The sequence below is a fragment of the Ancylobacter sp. FA202 genome, assembly GCF_000380205.1.
Classification (GTDB): Bacteria; Pseudomonadota; Alphaproteobacteria; order Rhizobiales; family Xanthobacteraceae; genus Ancylobacter.
In genome coordinates this window covers 2,829,190-2,846,650 of the sequence record NZ_KB904818.1, presented here as the reverse complement: position 1 = coordinate 2,846,650, position 17,461 = coordinate 2,829,190, and the positions used below count along the sequence as shown (strand labels likewise).

Annotated in this window: 19 protein-coding genes and 1 tRNA gene; 4 read left to right on the top strand and 16 right to left on the bottom strand. The window is 64.4% G+C overall.

What is annotated here, in order from left to right:
* Positions 1–23: 23 nt before the first annotated feature.
* The 5 genes from A3M1_RS0112920 to A3M1_RS25905 form a co-directional block, all read right to left on the bottom strand.
* Positions 24–572 (bottom strand): hypothetical protein, encoded by a 549-nt coding sequence (locus tag A3M1_RS0112920; RefSeq protein ID WP_245261666.1) that lies wholly within the window; start codon positions 570–572, stop codon positions 24–26.
* A complete protein-coding gene (pheS, locus tag A3M1_RS0112915) occupies positions 569–1,669 on the bottom strand; it encodes a phenylalanine--tRNA ligase subunit alpha (protein ID WP_018389392.1) in 1,101 nt (366 codons plus the stop codon). Before pheS ends, A3M1_RS0112920 begins: the two co-directional genes overlap by 4 nt.
* Before the next feature lie 266 nt (positions 1,670–1,935).
* Positions 1,936–2,319, bottom strand: a complete 384-nt coding sequence (rplT, locus tag A3M1_RS0112910; RefSeq protein ID WP_018389391.1) for a 50S ribosomal protein L20 — start codon at positions 2,317–2,319, stop codon at positions 1,936–1,938.
* 33 nt (positions 2,320–2,352) lie between these two features.
* Positions 2,353–2,553: a 50S ribosomal protein L35 gene (gene rpmI / locus A3M1_RS0112905; RefSeq protein ID WP_018389390.1), complete on the bottom strand. Its 201-nt coding sequence runs from the start codon at positions 2,551–2,553 to the stop codon at positions 2,353–2,355.
* 246 nt (positions 2,554–2,799) lie between these two features.
* Positions 2,800–3,840 carry an SH3 domain-containing protein gene (locus tag A3M1_RS25905; protein ID WP_081620343.1) on the bottom strand — a complete coding sequence of 347 codons (1,041 nt, stop codon included), beginning with the start codon at positions 3,838–3,840 and terminating at the stop codon, positions 2,800–2,802.
* 261 nt (positions 3,841–4,101) lie between these two features.
* Between A3M1_RS25905 and A3M1_RS0112895 the strand changes: the two genes are divergently transcribed.
* Positions 4,102–4,908, top strand: a complete 807-nt coding sequence (locus tag A3M1_RS0112895) for an undecaprenyl-diphosphate phosphatase (RefSeq protein ID WP_018389388.1) — start codon at positions 4,102–4,104, stop codon at positions 4,906–4,908.
* A 74-nt stretch (positions 4,909–4,982) separates the two neighbouring features.
* On the opposite strand, the gene A3M1_RS0112890 is transcribed toward A3M1_RS0112895, so the two are convergent.
* Entirely contained in the window at positions 4,983–6,005 is a 1,023-nt protein-coding gene (locus A3M1_RS0112890) for a complex I NDUFA9 subunit family protein (RefSeq protein ID WP_018389387.1), read from the bottom strand.
* Positions 6,006–6,258: 253 nt separating this feature from the next.
* On the opposite strand from A3M1_RS0112890, the gene A3M1_RS0112885 reads away from it, so the two are divergent.
* Positions 6,259–6,343, top strand: a tRNA-Leu gene (locus A3M1_RS0112885).
* A gap of 8 nt (positions 6,344–6,351) precedes the next feature.
* Here the strand turns inward: A3M1_RS0112885 and A3M1_RS0112880 are convergent.
* The 10 genes from A3M1_RS0112880 to A3M1_RS0112835 form a co-directional block, all read right to left on the bottom strand.
* A complete protein-coding gene (locus A3M1_RS0112880) occupies positions 6,352–7,449 on the bottom strand; it encodes a site-specific integrase (protein ID WP_018389386.1) in 1,098 nt (365 codons plus the stop codon).
* An 8-nt stretch (positions 7,450–7,457) separates the two neighbouring features.
* A complete protein-coding gene (locus tag A3M1_RS0112875) occupies positions 7,458–7,649 on the bottom strand; it encodes a hypothetical protein (protein ID WP_018389385.1) in 192 nt (63 codons plus the stop codon).
* Positions 7,650–7,651: 2 nt separating this feature from the next.
* Positions 7,652–7,864: a phage head-tail joining protein gene (locus A3M1_RS0112870; RefSeq protein WP_018389384.1), complete on the bottom strand. Its 213-nt coding sequence runs from the start codon at positions 7,862–7,864 to the stop codon at positions 7,652–7,654.
* Positions 7,864–9,684, bottom strand: coding sequence for a prohead protease/major capsid protein fusion protein (locus A3M1_RS0112865; RefSeq protein ID WP_018389383.1), 1,821 nt, complete (start codon positions 9,682–9,684; stop codon positions 7,864–7,866). Before A3M1_RS0112865 ends, A3M1_RS0112870 begins: the two co-directional genes overlap by 1 nt.
* Positions 9,681–11,081 carry a phage portal protein gene (locus A3M1_RS0112860; RefSeq protein WP_018389382.1) on the bottom strand — a complete coding sequence of 467 codons (1,401 nt, stop codon included), beginning with the start codon at positions 11,079–11,081 and terminating at the stop codon, positions 9,681–9,683. The genes A3M1_RS0112865 and A3M1_RS0112860 overlap by 4 nt, the downstream gene beginning before the upstream one ends.
* Complete coding sequence (locus A3M1_RS0112855) at positions 11,081–11,563, bottom strand: hypothetical protein (RefSeq protein ID WP_018389381.1); 483 nt, start codon at positions 11,561–11,563, stop codon at positions 11,081–11,083. The genes A3M1_RS0112860 and A3M1_RS0112855 overlap by 1 nt, the downstream gene beginning before the upstream one ends.
* 75 nt (positions 11,564–11,638) lie before the next feature.
* Positions 11,639–11,959, bottom strand: coding sequence for a hypothetical protein (locus tag A3M1_RS0112850; RefSeq protein ID WP_018389380.1), 321 nt, complete (start codon positions 11,957–11,959; stop codon positions 11,639–11,641).
* Complete coding sequence (locus A3M1_RS0112845) at positions 11,956–12,345, bottom strand: hypothetical protein (protein WP_018389379.1); 390 nt, start codon at positions 12,343–12,345, stop codon at positions 11,956–11,958. The genes A3M1_RS0112850 and A3M1_RS0112845 overlap by 4 nt, the downstream gene beginning before the upstream one ends.
* The gene (locus tag A3M1_RS0112840; RefSeq protein WP_018389378.1) at positions 12,342–12,701 is read right to left on the bottom strand and encodes a hypothetical protein; all 360 of its coding nucleotides are present in this window, start codon (positions 12,699–12,701) and stop codon (positions 12,342–12,344) included. Before A3M1_RS0112840 ends, A3M1_RS0112845 begins: the two co-directional genes overlap by 4 nt.
* On the bottom strand, positions 12,698–13,114 hold the full coding sequence (locus A3M1_RS0112835) for a hypothetical protein (protein ID WP_018389377.1): 417 nt from the start codon (positions 13,112–13,114) through the stop codon (positions 12,698–12,700). Before A3M1_RS0112835 ends, A3M1_RS0112840 begins: the two co-directional genes overlap by 4 nt.
* 86 nt (positions 13,115–13,200) lie before the next feature.
* On the opposite strand from A3M1_RS0112835, the gene A3M1_RS25900 reads away from it, so the two are divergent.
* The gene (locus A3M1_RS25900; RefSeq protein WP_018964097.1) at positions 13,201–13,467 is read left to right on the top strand and encodes a helix-turn-helix transcriptional regulator; all 267 of its coding nucleotides are present in this window, start codon (positions 13,201–13,203) and stop codon (positions 13,465–13,467) included.
* A 454-nt stretch (positions 13,468–13,921) separates the two neighbouring features.
* Positions 13,922–17,257, top strand: coding sequence for an SIR2 family protein (locus A3M1_RS25895; RefSeq protein ID WP_156029630.1), 3,336 nt, complete (start codon positions 13,922–13,924; stop codon positions 17,255–17,257).
* The last annotated feature ends 204 nt before the right edge of the window (positions 17,258–17,461 follow it).

Genomic DNA, 17,461 nt, shown 5'->3' with positions numbered 1-17,461 from the left:
GAGTGCCCTACCGTTCCGCTCGTTCACTTGTTCTGGGCGTGACCGGCCCAGGTGTAGCCCTTCTCGCCCGTCCCGCCGCCGGGCCATGCAAGAGGCACCTCGTCGGCAGCCACCAGAAACTCGAACCCGATATTCCGCTTCTTCGCCGTGTCGCCATCGCTTCTGCGATAGTCGAGAATCTTGCCCTGACGATAGGATCTGTCGGCGCGCGAGCTGTGCAGCGCCAGCTTGCCGCCCGCCTGCACGCTCTTGATGATCTCGTCCTCCGGCACGACCCAGGAGCCGGTCCAGAAGAAGCCTTCGCCATCGGTGCTGACACCGCGGTCGTTCTCGCAGACGAAATGGAACACCGAGACATAGTCCCGCGCGGCGCGCTTGCCGGGCGAGGAGGTCGACGACGACGACGAGGAAGACGACGGCTTCTTCACCGGGCCGCGCGTGGCCAGCACCTCTTCGCACAGCGCCGCCAGCTCGTCGGCGCCGCGCGCCTGCGCATTGGCGAGCAGCTGCTTGAGCTGTGCCGTCTCCATCGCTTGAAGTCGCTCGGTCGACCAGACGGGTGCCTTGCTCATGAGCTCAGCCCTCCCGCCAGCGTCGGGAAGTCGAGCGGGCGGAATCCGTAATGGGCGAGCCAGCGCACATCGGCCTCGAAGAAGGCGCGCAGATCCGGCATGCCGTATTTCAGCATGGCGATGCGGTCGATGCCCATGCCCCAGGCGAAGCCCTGATATTCGTCCGGGTCCAGTCCGCAATTCCTCAGCACATTCGGGTGCACCATGCCGCAGCCGAGAATCTCCAGCCAGTCCGAGCCCTCGCCGAAGCGGATCTCGCCCGGGCGCGAACGGTCGCACTGGATGTCGACCTCCATGGAGGGCTCGGTGAAGGGGAAGAAGGACGGGCGGAACCGCATCTTCACCTGGTCGACCTCGAAGAACGCCTTGCAGAACTCTTCGAGGATCCACTTCAGATGGCCAAGCGTCGCCCCCTTGTCGATGACGAGGCCCTCGACCTGGTGGAACATCGGCGTGTGGGTCTGGTCGCTGTCGGAGCGATAGGTGCGGCCGGGGCAGATGACGCGGATCGGCGGCTTGTTGGCGAGCATGGTCCGCACCTGCACCGGCGAGGTGTGGGTGCGCAGCACGAGGCGCGAGCCGTCCTCGCGGGTCGGCAGGTAGAAGGTGTCGTGCATCTCGCGCGCCGGATGCCCCTCGGGGAAGTTCAGCGCGGTGAAATTGTGGAAGTCGTCCTCGATGTCGGGCCCTTCCGCCACCGCGAAGCCCATATCGGCGAAAATGGCGGTGAGTTCGTCGATCACCTGGCTGATCGGGTGCAGGCGGCCCTGCTCCGCCGGCGTCTCGCGCACCGGCAGGGTGACATCGACCCGCTCAGTCTCCAGCCGCTTCGCCAGCGCGGCGGCCTTGAGTTCGGTGCGGCGGGCGCCCAGCGCCTCGTTAAGCCGGTCGCGCAGTCCGTTGATCGCCGGGCCGGCGCTTTTGCGCTCGTCCGGGCTCATGCTCCCCAGGCTCTTCAGCAGCTCGGAAACTGAGCCCTTCTTGCCAAGCGCGGCGACGCGGATCGTCTCCAGCGCCGGCTCGTCGGCCGCCGCCGCGATTCCGGCAGTCAGCTCGCGCTCCAGCGCGTCGAGATCGGGAAGGGCGGCAACGGACATAGTGGATCCTCGGTACTAAGCGACGTCATCCCCGGGACTTGGCCCGGGGATCCACGCCTTGCGGACGCGGAAGGAAGGCGTGGATGGCCGGGCCAGGCCCGGCGATGACGGCGTGAAGCGGGCAGTCAGGCGCGCTTATAGCCGGACGCGTTTGAGGCGCAAAGCCACCGCAGGCAAAAGCCGCGCGCGCAAAGCCGCACAAACGCGAAAAGCCCCAACGCTCGCGCGCGGGGCTTCTCGATTTTGGTCTCGGCACTGCCGAAAGATCAGGCGGCCTGCTTTTCCGCTGCGGCGCTCTCAAGCGCCGCCTTGGCCTGCTCGACCAGCGCCGCGAAGGCGGCGGGCTCGTGGATGGCGATATCCGAGAGCACCTTGCGGTCGACTTCGATCCCGGCCTTGCTGAGACCGTCGATAAACCGGCCATAGGTGAAGCCGAGCTCACGGGTCGCAGCGTTGATGCGCTGGATCCAGAGCGCGCGGAAATTGCGCTTCTTAACCTTACGGTCGCGATAGGCGTATTGCTGCGCCTTCTCGACGGCCTGCTTGGCGATGCGGATGGTGTTCTTGCGGCGGCCATAATAGCCCTTCGCCGCCTTGAGCACCTTTTTGTGCTTGGCGTGAGAAGTTACGCCGCGCTTGACACGTGCCATGGGAATTTCTCCTGGGACTGGCTAAGGCTGGCGTCAGCCGTTGGGCAGAAAATACTTGCGAACGTTGAAGGCATCACGCTCGGACATGACCGTGGTGCCACGCTGGTCGCGGATCTGCTTGTTGGTGCGCTTGATCATGCCATGGCGCTTATTGGCCTGGGCCATGATCACCTTGCCGGTTCCGGAGAGCTTGAAGCGCTTCTTCGCTCCGGACTTGGTCTTCATCTTGGGCATTTGGCTCGATCTCCACGGCCGGCGGCGCTCCCGCGAGGGGATGTCCCGGCCCAATCTAGTGTGAGCGTTCGAACCGCCACGGCAGCCCTTGTAGCCGGGCGGTTCTTGAAGGCCGCACCCTCTACAGGAGCGGCGCGATTATTTCAAGGGTGCGACAGCGATGCCCGGCCGTATTCACCGGGGATCGCGGCGCCTTGGTGGGCAGCGCGGGCCCGGCGAGAGGCGCCGGGCTTCCCGCGCCGGCCCTCAATTGGCGCAGCCGGGTGCCCCCTTGATGCAAGGGCCCCGCACCTGACCGGGCTTCTGCCCCTGCTGGGGCTGGCCCTGCGGCGGACGCTGGCCCTGCTGCGGGGGACGCCCCTGCTGGGGACGGCCTCCTTGGCCCGGGGGACGCCCCTGTTCGGGACGGCCTCCACCCGGCGGACGTCCGGCATTGGGACCGCCCGGACCACCCGGACCACCCCAACCGGGTCCACCGGGATTTCCCGGCCCGCCGGGACGCCCGGGATTACCCGGATTGCCGGGACCGCCGGGCTTGCCCGGACCGCCCCAACCAGGACCACCCGGATTACCCGGCCCGCCGGGACGCCCGGGATTACCCGGATTGCCGGGACCGCCGGGCTTGCCCGGACCACCCCAGCCGGGACCACCCGGATTGCCCGGCCCGCCGGGACCGCCCGGCCGACCCGGTCCGCCCCAACCAGGACCACCCGGATTCCCCGGCCGACCCGGGCCGCCCCAGCCGGGACCACCCGGATTGCCCGGCCGACCCGGACCGCCCCAGCCGGGACCACCCGGATTACCCGGCCGGCCCGGACCGCCCGGACCCCAGCCGCCCGGAGGCGGCGGGCCCCAGCCCGGTCCCGGCCGCGGGCCGGGATAGGGACCCGGCCGGTAGGGCGGGCCCCAGCGGTCATAGGTCGAATACCAGGGGCGGCCGCGATAGTAGGTTCCCCAGTAATCATTGAAGCTGAAAGCGACGATCGGCACGCCGATGGTCGGCGCGTAGTCGTAGAACTCCACGCGCCGGCCGCGATAATCCGTCTCGATATAGGCCGCCGCGACCCAGCCGCGCACATCGTCCACGGCCACGTCGCACCAGCTGTAATCGCTGAGGCAGCCGAAAATCGCCAGCGGCGCCCCCTCGGCCAGCACCACGACGACGGGATAATCCGTGCCGGGCCCGGCCCGCAGATTGACGTTCGTCGTCACAAAACCGCGGTCCTGCGCCACCGCAGCACCCGCAAGCGCCAGCCACAGCAGGGCGCCCGCCACCAGACTTTTCATTGAAAACTCCCCAAACGCTGCCGTTTCCGGGCAACGCCGACCAAGATCGAAGGAACCTGCCAGTTGAGGCGGATTCATGTCTGCCGCGGCTCGGCCACCACGGCAACGCAGGTTTATTTCCAGCGGCTGTCGCGAAGCCCGCCGCGCCACCTGCCACAGCGTCACGTTGCGCGGGCCGGGCGAAGCGGACAGGATGCGCCCGCGCCGCCCCCGCGCGGCGGCGCCCACCCCTTGCACATCGTCTCCCACGGAAAGCGCCTCATGTCGTTCGGCACCTTGCTCGAAGCCTTCCTTCTCGGCCTGCTGGAAGGCTTTACCGAGTTCCTGCCCGTCTCCTCCACCGGCCATATCCTGCTGGCCGGCCATTTCCTCGGCTTCGAGAGCGAAGGCAAGGTGTTCGAGGTCGTCATCCAGCTCGGCGCGATTCTCGCCCTCCTCGTGGTCTATTTTCAGCGCTTCCTGAAGGTGCTGCTGACGCTGCCGTCGAGCCCGCGCTCGCGCAATTTCGTCCTCGGCATTCTCGTCGCCTTCCTTCCAGCGGCTGTTATCGGCGCCTTCGCCCATGGCTTCATCAAGGAGGTGCTGTTCGAAACGCCGGCGCTGATCTGCATCATGCTGATTCTCGGCGGCATCGTGCTGTTGTGGGTCGACACGCTGAAGATGAAGCCGGTCTATGAGGACGCCATGGCCTTCCCGCCGAAGCTGGCGCTGAAGATCGGCTTCATCCAGTGCCTCGCGATGATTCCCGGCGTGTCGCGCTCGGGCTCCACCATTGTTGGCGGCCTGCTGCTGGGCGCCAGCAAGCCGGCGGCGGCGGAATTCTCGTTCTTCCTCGCCTTGCCGACCATGACCGGCGCCTTCGCCTATGACCTCTACAAGAACCATGACGCGCTGAATGCCGACGACACGGCGCTGATCGTGGTCGGCTTCATTGCCGCCTTCATTGCCGCGCTGGCGGTGGTGCGCAGCCTCATCGCCTTCGTCTCCCGCCACGGCTTCGCGCCCTTCGGCTGGTGGCGCATCGGCGTGGGCGGCGCCGGGCTGGTGGCGCTGGCGCTGGTGGGCTGAGAAAAGCCGGGACGCATGAAAAAGCCGCCGGCGCGGGCGCGTCGGCGGCTTTTCGATTCCTGGAGTGGAGAAGATCAGGCCGCTTCCGGCCGGGAAAACTGGCCGGCCTTGCGGTAGCGCCAGAGATAACCCGGCAGAATGGCGCCGAGCGCGGTGGGGGCGATGCCCAGCCCTTCCAGCGTGCGCCCCTCGGCCTTGGCGGCCTCCGACACCACATTGTCATAGCCGAGCAGCCGCACCTGGTCGCGGGTGAGCAGCGGGTTCGGTAGCATTTCGAGCAGACGCGCGTTGAACGAGGCGAGCCCCGACGGCATCGGCACCAGAAGGCGCTTGCGGTCGATCTCGGCCAGCAGAAGTTCCATCAGCTGCTTGAAGGTCAGCACTTCCGGCCCGCCCAGCTCATAGGCCGTGCCCGGCCGCGCCTGCCCGTCCACCGCCTTGGCGAAAGCGTCGGCGACATCGCCGACAAACACCGGCTGGAAGCGGGTTCCCCCGCCGCCGATCAGCGGCAGCACCGGGGAAAGCCGCGCCATGGCGGCGAAGCGGTTGAAGAAATCATCCTCCGGCCCGAACACGATGGACGGGCGCAGCACTACGGCGTCGGGCACCGTCTCCAGCGCCGCCGCCTCGCCCGCCGCCTTGCTGCGGGCATAGAAGGCGTCCGAATCGGCACTGGCGCCGATGGCGGAGGCGTGGATCAGCCGTGCGCCGACATCCTTTGCCGCCAACGCCACCTGCTTGGCGCCGAAGGCGTGCACGGCCTCGAAGCTCTGGCGGCCGCTCTCATGCAGCACGCCGACGAGGTTGATCAGCACCTCCGCCCCTTCCGCCGCCCGCAGCACCGAGGCGGGGTAGCGCAGATTGGCCTGGACGGGGATGATCTGCCCCACCGCCCCAAGCGGCTGCAGATGGCCGGCGAGGTCGGGCCGGCGCACCGCCACCCGTACCCGCCACCCAAGCCGCGCCAGCGCGCGCACCACATGACGGCCGACAAAGCCCGAGCCGCCATAGACCGTCACCAGCCGTTCCATCGGCGCGGCGCGCCTAACCAGCGCGGCCTCGCTCTCCAGCGGCAATTCCCTCGTGGTGTCGACCATGTGACGTCTCCCGGCCCGGCAGTGGCATGCCACGACGATTAGCGCGCCGCTGCGGCAGCGTCCAGCGTCCGCGCGCGCCAGCGAGCCGGGCTTTTGCGCGCACCGCCCCCGAAGGCCGGCGCACGGCGCGGATGGGACCGGCGGGGGACCGGGCGAGGGAGATTTCCACCGCTTCGTGACATCTCGAGCGAAAGGCACGTTGACAAGGGGGAGTCCACACGACTATCTCTCGCCGCCGTGCCGCAAGGCACATGCCCAGGTGGCGGAATTGGTAGACGCGCACGGTTCAGGTCCGTGTGGGTAACACCGTGGAGGTTCGAGTCCTCTCCTGGGCACCACTCATTTTCTAACCTCGTGATTTTTCTGAGGTTTTAGGCTTTGCGCCCGCACTTCGAGAGAAGGTGCGGGCGTTTTTGTTCTCGGGCTGTTTCCGCAGCAAAAGCTGGGCAGCATCCGTCGCCAGACGCTTTTTCTCGGCCGTGCGCGTGTAAAGCGCCGCCATCTTGTTTGTCGACCAGCCGAACAGCGCCATCAGCTGACGCTCCGTCGCTCCATTTTCCGCCGCCCGCGTCGCGCCCGCCTTGCGAAGGCCATGAGCCGAGCCCTGGCACTTCGCCGCCGTGCAGGCCTGACGAAACCAGTTGCCGAAGCTCTCCTTCACGAAGGGCTGGCCGCGCTCCGTCACAAGGAAAGTCAGGTCGCCTGTCGTCGTCGCCGCGATGGACCGCGCCAGCGGCTCAAGGATCGGCAGCGTGACCGGCTCGCCCGTCTTCTCCGTCCGCAGCGTAATCAGCCCGTCCTGAACGTGCTGGCGGCCCAGCTTCACGGCGTCGCCCCGGCGCAAGCCGGTATAGAGAAGAATGTCGAAGGCGAGGCGCTGGCGGGTGCCCACCGGCCACTTGGCCTCGAACCGGGCAAGCTCGTCCTCATTCCATGTGTGGAAGCCCACATCGTCATTGCTGCCCTTGAGCAGCTTCACGCCAATGCAGGGATTGTCCTTCACCAGATTGCCGTCGCCGGCCGCCCAGTCGAAGAAACCGCGCATCGCCTTCAGGAAGTTGTTCGCGGCATGCGGGTGCGCCGAGCGGCGCTCGCGGCCCGCAATGATGACCTTCTGGGTGATCTGCGAAAGAAGCTCCTTGCCGGCGGTCTTCTCGACCTGGTGGAAGATGTTCTCCCGCTGCCGGCGCGTCGCGGGCGCCAGCGCCGCCCAAGCCGAGCTGGCACGGTAGCGGGTGATTGCCCATTCGAGCGAACCCGGGCGCCCGCCCTTCTTCGCCGGCGCGGTGCCCGCGAGCGCCGCCTTGTACTCCTCCCAGAACTCGGCCGAATCATACTCGGCGCGCAGGCGAATGCGCGGCCCGTGATCCCGGCGGACGTACCAAACCGGAATCCCGTGCCGCGAGCGCTCGCGATGAAGGAAAGGGGGGCGTTTCTTCGGCATGCCCTACCTCACAGCACGATGTCGTGCTCGGGCTCGGCCGCATGAGCCGTGCCCGCGTGCTTCTTGTCCAACGGCGCGATCACGATCGTGCCGTCGGGGCGAGCCTCTACCTGAGACTCCTTCTGCATGCCCGCCTGCTTCAGCGCGCGCAGCGCGCGAGCGATGTCTGCCTGGGTATGCTTGGCTCCCGTGCGCGCCATCGTCAGAGCCCTTTGCTTGTTGCGAGATAGACGACCTTCGCCGGGGCATTTGCCCCGGCGATCTGGCGCTCGACGTCGGCGATGGCGGCGGCGAGTTCGCTGTCGGTGCGATACTCCACCTCCTTGCCGTCGGTGTAGCGCAGGCGGCGGACGCCATCGGCGCGCACCGAACGCAGCCGGGCAAGGCGGTCTTCGAGGCTGTCCTTGACCGCCATCACGCGCCCTCGTTCTTGTAGAGGCCGCGGAAGTCGATGACGCCACAGCCGAAGTCGAGCCCGGCGGCGACCTTGACGGCGCGGGTGTCGAAGTCGATCTCGGTGCGGATCTGCGGCCCCTCAGCGCCGGAGACGTAGCCATAGACGAGGCTGGGCGCCGCAGCGGGGTCCGCCACGACGTACCAGCCGGCGCCGATGATGTTGGCGTCGACCACCAGCTCCATCGTGCCCGCCCAGGGGTTCACGTCGCCCGCCTTGGCGGCGGTGATGGCGGCGAGCACCTGGCGGGCGGCAAGCTCGGTGTCCGGCCCGACCACGAGGAAGCGGGGGGCGAGGTTGAGCGGCACGCCGTCGAGGCTCTTCTGCTTGCGCAGGGAGGCGACGGCGAGGCCGACCGAGGCGACCGAGAGAGCGGCGCCGGTGGTGGCCTTGTTGCCATGGTCGGCGTGGAACAGCGCCTTGCCGTCGGAGAGGGCAGCATTGGCGGCGAGCAGGCCGTAGACGCGGGCATTCTCGTCGCTGGCGGCGCGGATGGCGATCATGGAGGAGAAGTCCGCCAGCGCGGAGAGGTCGTCATTGATGAGGGCGCGGCGGCCGATGGCGATGCCGGCATTCAGCTCCTTTGCCCGCACCTTCTCGCGGTTCTCGGACAGGGTGCCGTACTTCAGCTCGCCGCCCTCATTGGTCTCCCGGAAGGTCGGGAAGTCGCCGATGCGCAGGAAAGAGTGGTCGCGGAAGTCGGTGAAGCCGCGCCGGGCGGCGATGAGGCGATAGGTCGCCTCGGCGGCGGCGTAGTTGGCGAGCAGGGCCTTGTTGGCCGCGTCCGCCAGCAGCAGGGGGAAGTCGCTGGTGGAATGGGCGCCGACGGCGCGCTCCATCAGCGCGTTCTGGTCGCGCAGGTTGAGGCGCTCGCCGCGCGCCTGGGCGAGGTCGCCGATCATGTCCAGCATGCGGAAGCCGGCATAGGCGCGCGAGCGCCCCTCCAGCTTCACCCGGCCGGGGGCAAGGCGATGGGCGAGAGCCTCGCCCATGGCGGAGCGGATCGCCGCCGGGTCGGCGTGGTCGTTCGTCACCGTCGCCACCGTCGGGTGGAAGGTCTGCAGCGGGGCGCTGCGGGCCTGCATGGCGGCGAAGGCGGCGCCACGGGCGGCGTCGGTGGTGGCGTTGGCGTCGATCTGGCTGTCGATCCAGCCCTGGTCGAGGCCGGCGACGTTGGCGATGGAACGGATCTCCATGTTGATTGCCGCCCGCTCTGCAGCGGCCGGCGGGTTGAGGGGCTGGGCGGAGGGAGCGGGCGCGGGCGCCGGCTCGGTGCTGACCGTCATGTCGTGGCTCCTGATGCCTGCATGCGGGTCGGCGGGGACAACGACGAGGCTGGCCTCGATCAGGGTGAAGCGCTCGGCCACCTTCTCGCGGCGGCCGGTCTTCGCATTTGTGCGCTCGGACCAGCGCTCGACGCCGTAGCCGATGGAGATGCCGAAGGTGGCACCGTCCGTCAGCTCGGCGGCGATGCGCCGGGAGCGGGGATTGTGGCGGGAGAGCGTGGCGCGCCCGAGGAGGTCCCCGCCGACCACGCGCAGCGTGTCGACGTTCCCGAGCTGGCGGTCCACGCTCTCCCTTCCGTGGCTGTCGAGCAGGGGCACGCGGGCGGGCCACGCCGGCTGCGACAGGAGGAGAATCTCGTCATAGGGGCCGCGCACGTCCCAGCGCTCGACGGCGGCGCCGGTGGAGAGCACGGCCTCGAAGGTCTGGCTGTCGGCATCCCAGCTGGAGGCGGGAAGCGGCGCGCGGCGGGTGAGTATCTCGGTGGGAGCGTTCATGCCACGGTCTCCTCGTTCGCCGGCGCGGCGGCAGGCTTGGCCTTGGCGGGCGCGGTGAAGGTGAGGCCGAGGCTTGCCTCGCGGGCCTTGTCGGCGGCGATCTCGGCGTCGAGCGCGCCCACATCCATGCCGCGCGCCGCCACGGCCTCGCGGCGGCTCATCAGCCCGGCATTGATCGCCTGGATCTCCGCCTGCACGTCCTTGGCCGGGTCCACCCATTGCTGCTTCGGGGTGATCCAGCGCACCGGGAGAAGCTCCTGCGGCCGGGCGGCAAGCCGGCCCTGCAGGCTCTCGATCATCGCCCAGCGGCGCCAGATGGGGCGCAGCGCCTGGAAGACGATGACATTGTGCTGGATCATCTCGACCCGGCGGCGCCACTCGACGAGGCCGGCGCGGATCGAGGAATAGTTGACGCTGGAGAGGTCGCCGGTCAGCACCTCATAGGGCAGGCCGAGCGCGGCGGCGATCTCGTGCAGGGTGATGCGGGCGAAGTCGTTGGCCTCCTGCGCAATCGCCGGCGGGTTGGAGAAGGTCACGTCCTTGCCCGGCGGCAGCACCACGATGGCGCCCGGCTCCAGCGAGCCGATCAGCGCCTCGCCCTGCGTCTCGCCGCCGAAGGGCACGGTGCCGTCATTGGTGGTGATGAGGCCGGCGAGCAGCGCGCCGACCTTCTGGCGGGTGAGCTGGGCGCCGTGCCACTCGTCATGCTCGGCCAGGCGCAGGATCGCCGGGGCGAACCACGAGACGCCGCGCACCTGGCCGGGGAAGTCGGGGCGGAACAGATGCACCACGTCCTCGGCCGGCACGCGCACCGGCTGGAGGTTCAGGCCGAGGCCGATCTCGGGGCGCTCCTTGACGATCCAGTAGGCGACGCGGGAGCCGAACATATCGAACTCGACGCCGTTGACGATGCGCCCGCCCTGGGGGAGCGGACGGGTGAGCGAGGCGTCCAGCTGGTCGGGATCGAGCACGCGAATACGCAGGCCGGCCGGGGTGGCGATCAGCAGCGCCAGCGCCTCGCCATCGACCACCATGGCGCCGACCATCAGGGCGGTGAGGCCATAGAAGTCCATCAGCCCGTCGGCGTCCGCCTCGTCCGTCCACGCCGTCCAGCGGGCCGCCAGCGTGCCGGTCACGGCCGGCACTATGCCGGTGCCGACGAGGCTGCTGACATGGGCGGCCTTGCCGGCCGCTGCGTGCGGGTTGTTCGCGACGAGATAGCGGGCGCGGTAGCCGAGCGGGGCCCGCGCCGCCTGCGCCGCCCCGTGCTGGTTGCGCATCGCGCCCCAGCCGGACGCACGCCGGCCCGTCGCCGCGCCCTCATAGGCGGGCGAACGGCTCCACCAGCGCCAGCCGCCCTTGGCGCGGTCAAAGAGCGAGGAAAGAAGGGTGCCCATCACGGCGCCTTGCCTTTCAAGCCGGCGTTCTCTGCCTCCGCGAGGCGGCTCTTCACCTTGGCGATGATCGCGATGAGGTCGACGAAGATCGCCGTTTCGGGACAGTCGGGCTCACGCTTCTCGACATAGCTTCCGAACGTGGCCTCGGGAGGAAGGAACGAGCACACCTGATCGGTGATGAGGGCGAAGCGCGAGGCCTCTACGCCGTCCAGATGCATCGCGAAGGCAAGCCAGATGTGTTTGCTGAAGGTCACAGCCGCTTCCGCAGAAAGGCCGCTCCGCGTCACCTGTGCAACGAACCGGATGACGCAGAGATCTGCCATCGAAAAGCGGCTCCAGCCCGGGTTCTTCTTCTCACCCGTATCTTTGTCCGGATCGGCGAACAGGCCGTTGAGGTTGCGCCAGGCGCGAAGTGTCGGCGCCGGCACGTCAGCGACGGCGCAGGCAGTGGCGGCGGTGAAGCGGGGCTGGGAGGAGTCCATAACGATGACATTCCATCGATTCCTTCGCATAGTCAAGAACGATGTTTATTCATCGTATTTGGTTCGCTTGTCGGGTTACTCCACCCGCCACCCGTTCCACGCGCCGCCCCATTGCTCCATCAGCCCCTCGGCATCGGCGATCCCGTCTTCCGCCTGGTCGTTCTCGCAGTCGCAATCCCAATGGCCGGTGCCGCCAGCGAACCCTTCGGGCCGGCCATCTTCCCAGCCAAGGGAGGGCTCGCCATCGTTGTCCGGCTCGGCGTCGCCGCCGTCTTCCTCGTCCGGGTCGGCGTCCAGCTCGTCGAGCAGCCCGATCAGCGCCTCGATGGTGCGCTCGGCCCGCTCGCGCAGGCGCTGGCGCTCCACCATGACGAACTCGCGGGTATGGGCGTTCATGGCTGCGCCTCCCGGCTCGCCGGCGCGGACATCAGCAGCCGCGCGTCGCGCACCTTTACGTCCGCCACCACAATGGCCAGCACAGTGTCCTCGAACGCCTCGCGCGGTACGAGGTGCTCGCCATAATGCTTGTTGTCGACATGCAGCAGGATATGGCCGGGGCCGCCGAGCACGCTGGAGGCGCGGGTGAGCTTGCGCCCGCCAAACAGGTCCTGCAGCAGATAAATCCCCTCGCCCTCATAGCTTGTGCAGGGCCGCACCAGCACATGGTCCCACTGGCTGCGCAGCGTCGGCTCCATCGCGTCGCTGGGCACGATTTCCAGCCGCAGCTGGGGCGACAGCAGCGCCGTCGCCGGCACCGCCTGCCCGAACAGGTCGCCGCTCATGCCACCCTCCTGCCAAACCAGTCGGTCGCGGTGTGGCTCGTCAGGCCGGCGGCGAAGCGCGCGCTGAAAGAGTTGGCGGTGACTGACACCATCGCCATCTGGCCGGGGGTGAAGCTGCCATCGGCAAGGACCGGCGAGGCGAAGGCGTCCGTGGCCGGCAGTTGCAGGATCGGGTGCAGGCTGGCGCCGGGATAGATCTCGGCGAGCGCCGTCTCGATCTCTCGTACGGCCGCTGCAATGCGCTCCTGCGGGGAGAGGGGCGCCGGTATCGTGAGGGCACCCGTCGGCACCGCGACCAGAGCCGCCCCGAGGGCGAGCGCCTGGCGCCGGCTGGGGGCGAGGGTTTGGCCACTCATGTCCGCCCCTCCGGCTGCGAGGCGCGGGGCTTGCGCCAAAGGTCGATCGGTTCGGCGCGCTCGTCGAGGATGCCGCCGGCACGCAGGCGCGGATCGGCCTGCCACTCATAGGTCAGGCGGCTGGCATAGACCCATGCCTCGGCCGGCCGGCCATGCGCCGCCCGCCGCGCGCCGGCGCCCTCCAGCATCCAGCCATCGCCCGGCGCCGCCAGCTCGTCCATGGCGGCGGCGAAGGTCAGCCACGCCGCACGGGCGCGCTGCAGCGGATCGGCGGGGGCCGGCGCTGCAAGGGTCGGTGCCGGCACTGCCAGCGCCAGAACACCCGTCGGCACGGTCACAAGCGCCGCGCCAAGGCAAAGCGCCCGGCGCCGGCTGGGAACAAGGCTCTCCCGTTCGCGAACATGGCTGTCCATGCGCGTGCTCCTGTGATAGAAATTCGTTGACGGTCAACGAATAGCGTTGCTCGTCTAAAAATGTCAACGGTTTTCGTGGATCTTAAATGGAAAGCGCCAACTCTGCGATCACACCCGCGCAGTCGCGGGCTGCCAGGGGTCTCCTAGACTGGTCTCAGTCGGCGCTTGCTCAGGCATCGAACCTCAGCGAAAGCACCGTTCGCGATTTTGAGAAGGGCCGCAGGTTGCCAACGGTGAACAATCTTGCCGCGATTCAACGCGCTCTCGAAGCTGCCGGCGTCATCTTCGTCGACGAGAACGGCGACGGGCCGGGGGTGCGGTTCAAGAAAGAGAGGCGTAAGCCAGGTGCATGAAAACGATGTGCCTCCCAGCGCGACAAGCTGACCTTTGCGTCAGCGCCAGCAGTCGACATTCACTGTCCATTGACTCCCGACATTCGGGATCCCACTGGCGATCAGATCGAGACTATAACCAAACCAAGCTTACGGGACGACTACCGCGCGCGACAAGTTCGTTCAGAAGAACGCTCACACTCGTCTGGTCAAAAGGCAGCGATGCTGCAAGCTCGCCGGTCAAGCAGCTATCTCTGCACGCCGAAAGCCCCCCTCCGACAACGGAAGCGCGAGGCGATCCGATGGCGCAGCAGTTATATCTGCGGGCAAGTCTGGAGCCTATATCCACAAGAAAATGATCCTAGCGCGGTATCGATTTGGATTCGACCGCAATTGGGCGTTGCAAATTCCAGAAACCGCAGGCGAAATCGCGTAGTCCTACTTCGTAGTGAATGCAACGCGTAGAAGGTTTGAAGTGACAATCGAGACAGTTCGCGAATCGGCTCGATCAGGCAATCTAGTCGTAGTGCTGGGAGCTGGCGCGAGTATCGCTTTAACTCCAAAAATCCGGCCACCCCTCTCGTGGGTCGGGCTAGTCAAATCTGGCCTTTCTTACGCAACACAGCGTGGTCATGTGAATGAGTCTCAGAATAGGCGCTATATTGAGGCTTTGGAATCGGCCGACATCGATGATTTACTCGGTGTCGCAGAGTTTGTCGGTCGAAAACTCGGAGCCCCAAACGGGGATACGTATTCCCGCTGGATGTCTAGCGTATTCTCGCAACAAGTTCCCGAGGCAGGGGGGATGCAAAATGCGCTCCGCGCTATACACTCTCACAAAGTTCCGATCGCCACTCTGAATTACGATACGCTTGCTGAAAAAGCGACAGGTTTGCAATCGATTGATTTTGTAGATACTAAAGGGCTTCTAGAGTGGAGCAGGGGCGAGAAGGAGGGTGTGCTTCATCTGCATGGCGTATGGACAGATCCTAAGAACTGCGTCTTTGGAATACGTGATTATCAAAACACAGTTGACGACGAGATTCGGGCCGTTATCCAGCCCGCTTTGGGCTCGCTGAAGCGACTGCTTTTCGTGGGTTGCGGTGACACGTTTGCCGACCCTAACTTTTCGGCGTTAGTAAAATGGTTACGAACCAACCTCGGAGCAAGCGCCCCTCAACACTATGCTCTTGTTCAGCAAAGCGAGGTGGCTTCGCGTCTTGTCGACCCTAGCTGGCATGGCTTCGTTGAACCCTTGTCACACGGGGAGACGCACGCCGATCTTCCGGGGTTCCTTCTTGACTGCTTTCCGACAAAAGCTGCTCGTCGGACGACCATTGCGAGGAGGGCCACAAATATCGAGTTTGAACGGATAATTTCCGCGTACAGGGCGTTTCTCATTCGCGACTGCGGAGAGATGACGATTGAGGGGATGCGTGCGGATCTGGACACGGCTCAACGAAAGTTCAATATCGAACGACTTTTCGTACCATTAGACCTGCAAGAGTTCCCTCCCGCCAGTCTGGCCAGTGATCCCCGCCGGAAGGAGGAGCTAACCGAATGGCATGCTAGCCACGGAGCGCCAAAGTCATTCTCAGAGGTTTTCGAAAAGAACCTCAAAATGGCGCTGTTGGCTCTTCCGGGCGGCGGAAAGACAATGCTTCTGAAAAGGCTTGCCGTTGCATACGCAAACCCTGCGAGACGACAGGACAGTGCTGATAAACTTCCGATATTAGATTTAATACCTCTTGTTATCAGATGCCGAGAATGGAAAGAGCACATTCGAAAGCCGATTTCGTCTCTTATCAAGAATATATCAACCATAACTGGTGACAGTTCACTCGACGGTCTAGCTGGTGCGATTGAGAAGCCCTTGAAGGCTGGAACGGTTATTTTATTAGTCGATGGTTTAGATGAGATACATGACGACGGTGATCGCTCTGTCTTCGTGGAAAATCTAGAGAAATTTCTTGAGATCTATCCGAAGATAAGACTTCTTGTTACTAGCAGAGAGGCTGGATTTGACTTAATTGCACCATGTCTGAATCGCTTTTGTGTCAAATTCCGGATTGCGCCTCTCAATCGAGAGGCCGTTACGCTTCTTTGTGACTCTTGGCATAAGCTAATGGGCGGAGGCGCGCTCGAATCTATTGCAGAAGCCCGTATGGTCGCCAGTACTCTGCTTGGCACAGATTCACTCAGGCGCCTGGCCGAAAATCCTCTACTATGCACCATGTTGCTAGTAGTAAAGCATGGATTTGGGCGCCTGCCTCCGGATCGCGTTACACTCTATGATCGAGCTGTCGAGATACTTCTCGACACATGGAACATCAAAGGGCATGACGCTCTTAATACGAAGGAGGCAGTCCCGCAACTGGCGTGCGTCGCATATGAGCTCCTCCGGCTCGGAAAGCAGACCGCCACTGAGCGAGAGATTTTGAAAATTCTTGAAGAAGCGCGCGCTTGGCTTCCAATGATTGGGAGGTACGCAAAAGATAGCCCACACGATTTCCTTAAAAGAGTCGAGCTTAGATCGAGCCTAATGATTGAAGGTGGATATACAACTGAAGAAGGAAGAGTCGTTCCATTTTACCAATTCAGGCATTTGACATTTCAGGAGTATCTAGCTGCAGTTGCAGCCGTTGATGGCCATATCGTCTCTCAGCCACATTCAGTAAACGTTCTTGATTTTCTTCGCTCTAATCTCGTGAGTGAAGAATGGAAAGAAGTTATTCCAATGGCGGCAGTGTTGGCGAGGTCTCAGGCTGCACCATTGCTTACGGCATTGGTTGAAGAGGCGGAACGAGAGTATAAAGTTTTTTCGCCGGGCGCTCGAGGGCGGCAAGCTTCCGTGTCTTTGGATGGCGGATTGCCGCCTGCGACTGCACGCATAGTTCGGGCAATGGTAGAAGAAGCCAACTTCCCTGCCGACCTTTTAATGCGTTCCGCGCCAATCGTCGCGTGGTTTGCGCATGGCTGTGAATTCAATGAGAACTGGCAGTCGCTCAGTCGGGGTCCATATGGGCCCGAAATACGTTCAGCAGCATTGAGGCTCTACATGAGTCATCCGCTTTTCGAGGAAACTAATGTACGAAGAACGCTTTGTTACCTCGAGGCGTCCTCACACCCAGCATCCGATTGGGCAGATGATCATCTTATTGCGAGTTCTATCCAGATCATTAGGAACGGTGATGAAGAAGATGTCGTGAGAGCAATTTCTGCTGTCGCTGGAAGTTTTCAATTGATTCATCGTTCAAGTGCGGCAGCTAGGTCAGATGAGTGCTATCATGAAATAGAAAGAAGGTTATTCGACAAAAATATTAAAATACGATTGATTGCGATATGGGCTTGGGGTTATTGGCGGCATTTGCAGCCAGATATTGGAAGGCACAAGCCATTGCCGTCGCCTGAAACGATAGAGCTTCTGTCGAGGCGATTTTTGTCACTCGACGAGGACTGGGAGGACTTTGGCGACCTCGGCGTCGCCGATCTCATTGGAGTTCCGCGCGGCAGTTGTGATCTTAACTTGTCTGAAAGTGAGATCGCTCGTTTCAAGAATCTAATTGATGATTATCGTAAAGATTCGAGGTCTAACAATGTTACTTTGAATAGGCTATCTGCCCTGTCCAGGGTGGCCTTCATTGCAAAAGACCTGATGTATGATTACGAAGTAAGGGAGCTATTTACGATTAGAAAGCTGCCACTATACCACAATGGGGAGTTTGACGACATGTTGGCCGCATTAGGGCTACCTCTGCAAGAGTCGCGAAGGAAGCCGCGGCGGCGGAATACCGCTGTCACTGCTAATTAGTAGGTTCAGCTTTGTGCAGGCGGTGATTCAGCAGTCCGTTCCGCAAGTGGTGCAGTGAGTTGATCGAAGTGCGCCAAATGAAGGTGATCGTTCTGTAATGTTGGGTTCGTCGGGCCGTAATCGGATGGCATGGTTTCTTCAGCACGAGATTTTCCGTTTCGGAACAGTCGCTCTGCGGATTGATCGTCGATGGGATGAAACAAT

Excerpts from the sequence above, each read along its gene's own strand:
- A3M1_RS0112920 (WP_245261666.1), bottom strand. The coding sequence starts at position 572 with ATGAGCAAGGCACCCGTCTGGTCGACCGAGCGACTTCAAGCGATGGAG.
- pheS (WP_018389392.1), bottom strand. The coding sequence starts at position 1,669 with ATGTCCGTTGCCGCCCTTCCCGATCTCGACGCGCTGGAGCGCGAGCTG.
- rplT (WP_018389391.1), bottom strand. The coding sequence starts at position 2,319 with ATGGCACGTGTCAAGCGCGGCGTAACTTCTCACGCCAAGCACAAAAAG.
- rpmI (WP_018389390.1), bottom strand. The coding sequence starts at position 2,553 with ATGCCCAAGATGAAGACCAAGTCCGGAGCGAAGAAGCGCTTCAAGCTC.
- A3M1_RS25905 (WP_081620343.1), bottom strand. The coding sequence starts at position 3,840 with ATGAAAAGTCTGGTGGCGGGCGCCCTGCTGTGGCTGGCGCTTGCGGGT.
- A3M1_RS0112895 (WP_018389388.1), top strand. The coding sequence starts at position 4,102 with ATGTCGTTCGGCACCTTGCTCGAAGCCTTCCTTCTCGGCCTGCTGGAA.
- A3M1_RS0112890 (WP_018389387.1), bottom strand. The coding sequence starts at position 6,005 with ATGGTCGACACCACGAGGGAATTGCCGCTGGAGAGCGAGGCCGCGCTG.
- A3M1_RS0112880 (WP_018389386.1), bottom strand. The coding sequence starts at position 7,449 with ATGCCGAAGAAACGCCCCCCTTTCCTTCATCGCGAGCGCTCGCGGCAC.
- A3M1_RS0112875 (WP_018389385.1), bottom strand. The coding sequence starts at position 7,649 with ATGGCGCGCACGGGAGCCAAGCATACCCAGGCAGACATCGCTCGCGCG.
- A3M1_RS0112870 (WP_018389384.1), bottom strand. The coding sequence starts at position 7,864 with ATGGCGGTCAAGGACAGCCTCGAAGACCGCCTTGCCCGGCTGCGTTCG.
- A3M1_RS0112865 (WP_018389383.1), bottom strand. The coding sequence starts at position 9,684 with ATGAACGCTCCCACCGAGATACTCACCCGCCGCGCGCCGCTTCCCGCC.
- A3M1_RS0112860 (WP_018389382.1), bottom strand. The coding sequence starts at position 11,081 with ATGGGCACCCTTCTTTCCTCGCTCTTTGACCGCGCCAAGGGCGGCTGG.
- A3M1_RS0112855 (WP_018389381.1), bottom strand. The coding sequence starts at position 11,563 with ATGGACTCCTCCCAGCCCCGCTTCACCGCCGCCACTGCCTGCGCCGTC.
- A3M1_RS0112850 (WP_018389380.1), bottom strand. The coding sequence starts at position 11,959 with ATGAACGCCCATACCCGCGAGTTCGTCATGGTGGAGCGCCAGCGCCTG.
- A3M1_RS0112845 (WP_018389379.1), bottom strand. The coding sequence starts at position 12,345 with ATGAGCGGCGACCTGTTCGGGCAGGCGGTGCCGGCGACGGCGCTGCTG.
- A3M1_RS0112840 (WP_018389378.1), bottom strand. The coding sequence starts at position 12,701 with ATGAGTGGCCAAACCCTCGCCCCCAGCCGGCGCCAGGCGCTCGCCCTC.
- A3M1_RS0112835 (WP_018389377.1), bottom strand. The coding sequence starts at position 13,114 with ATGGACAGCCATGTTCGCGAACGGGAGAGCCTTGTTCCCAGCCGGCGC.
- A3M1_RS25900 (WP_018964097.1), top strand. The coding sequence starts at position 13,201 with ATGGAAAGCGCCAACTCTGCGATCACACCCGCGCAGTCGCGGGCTGCC.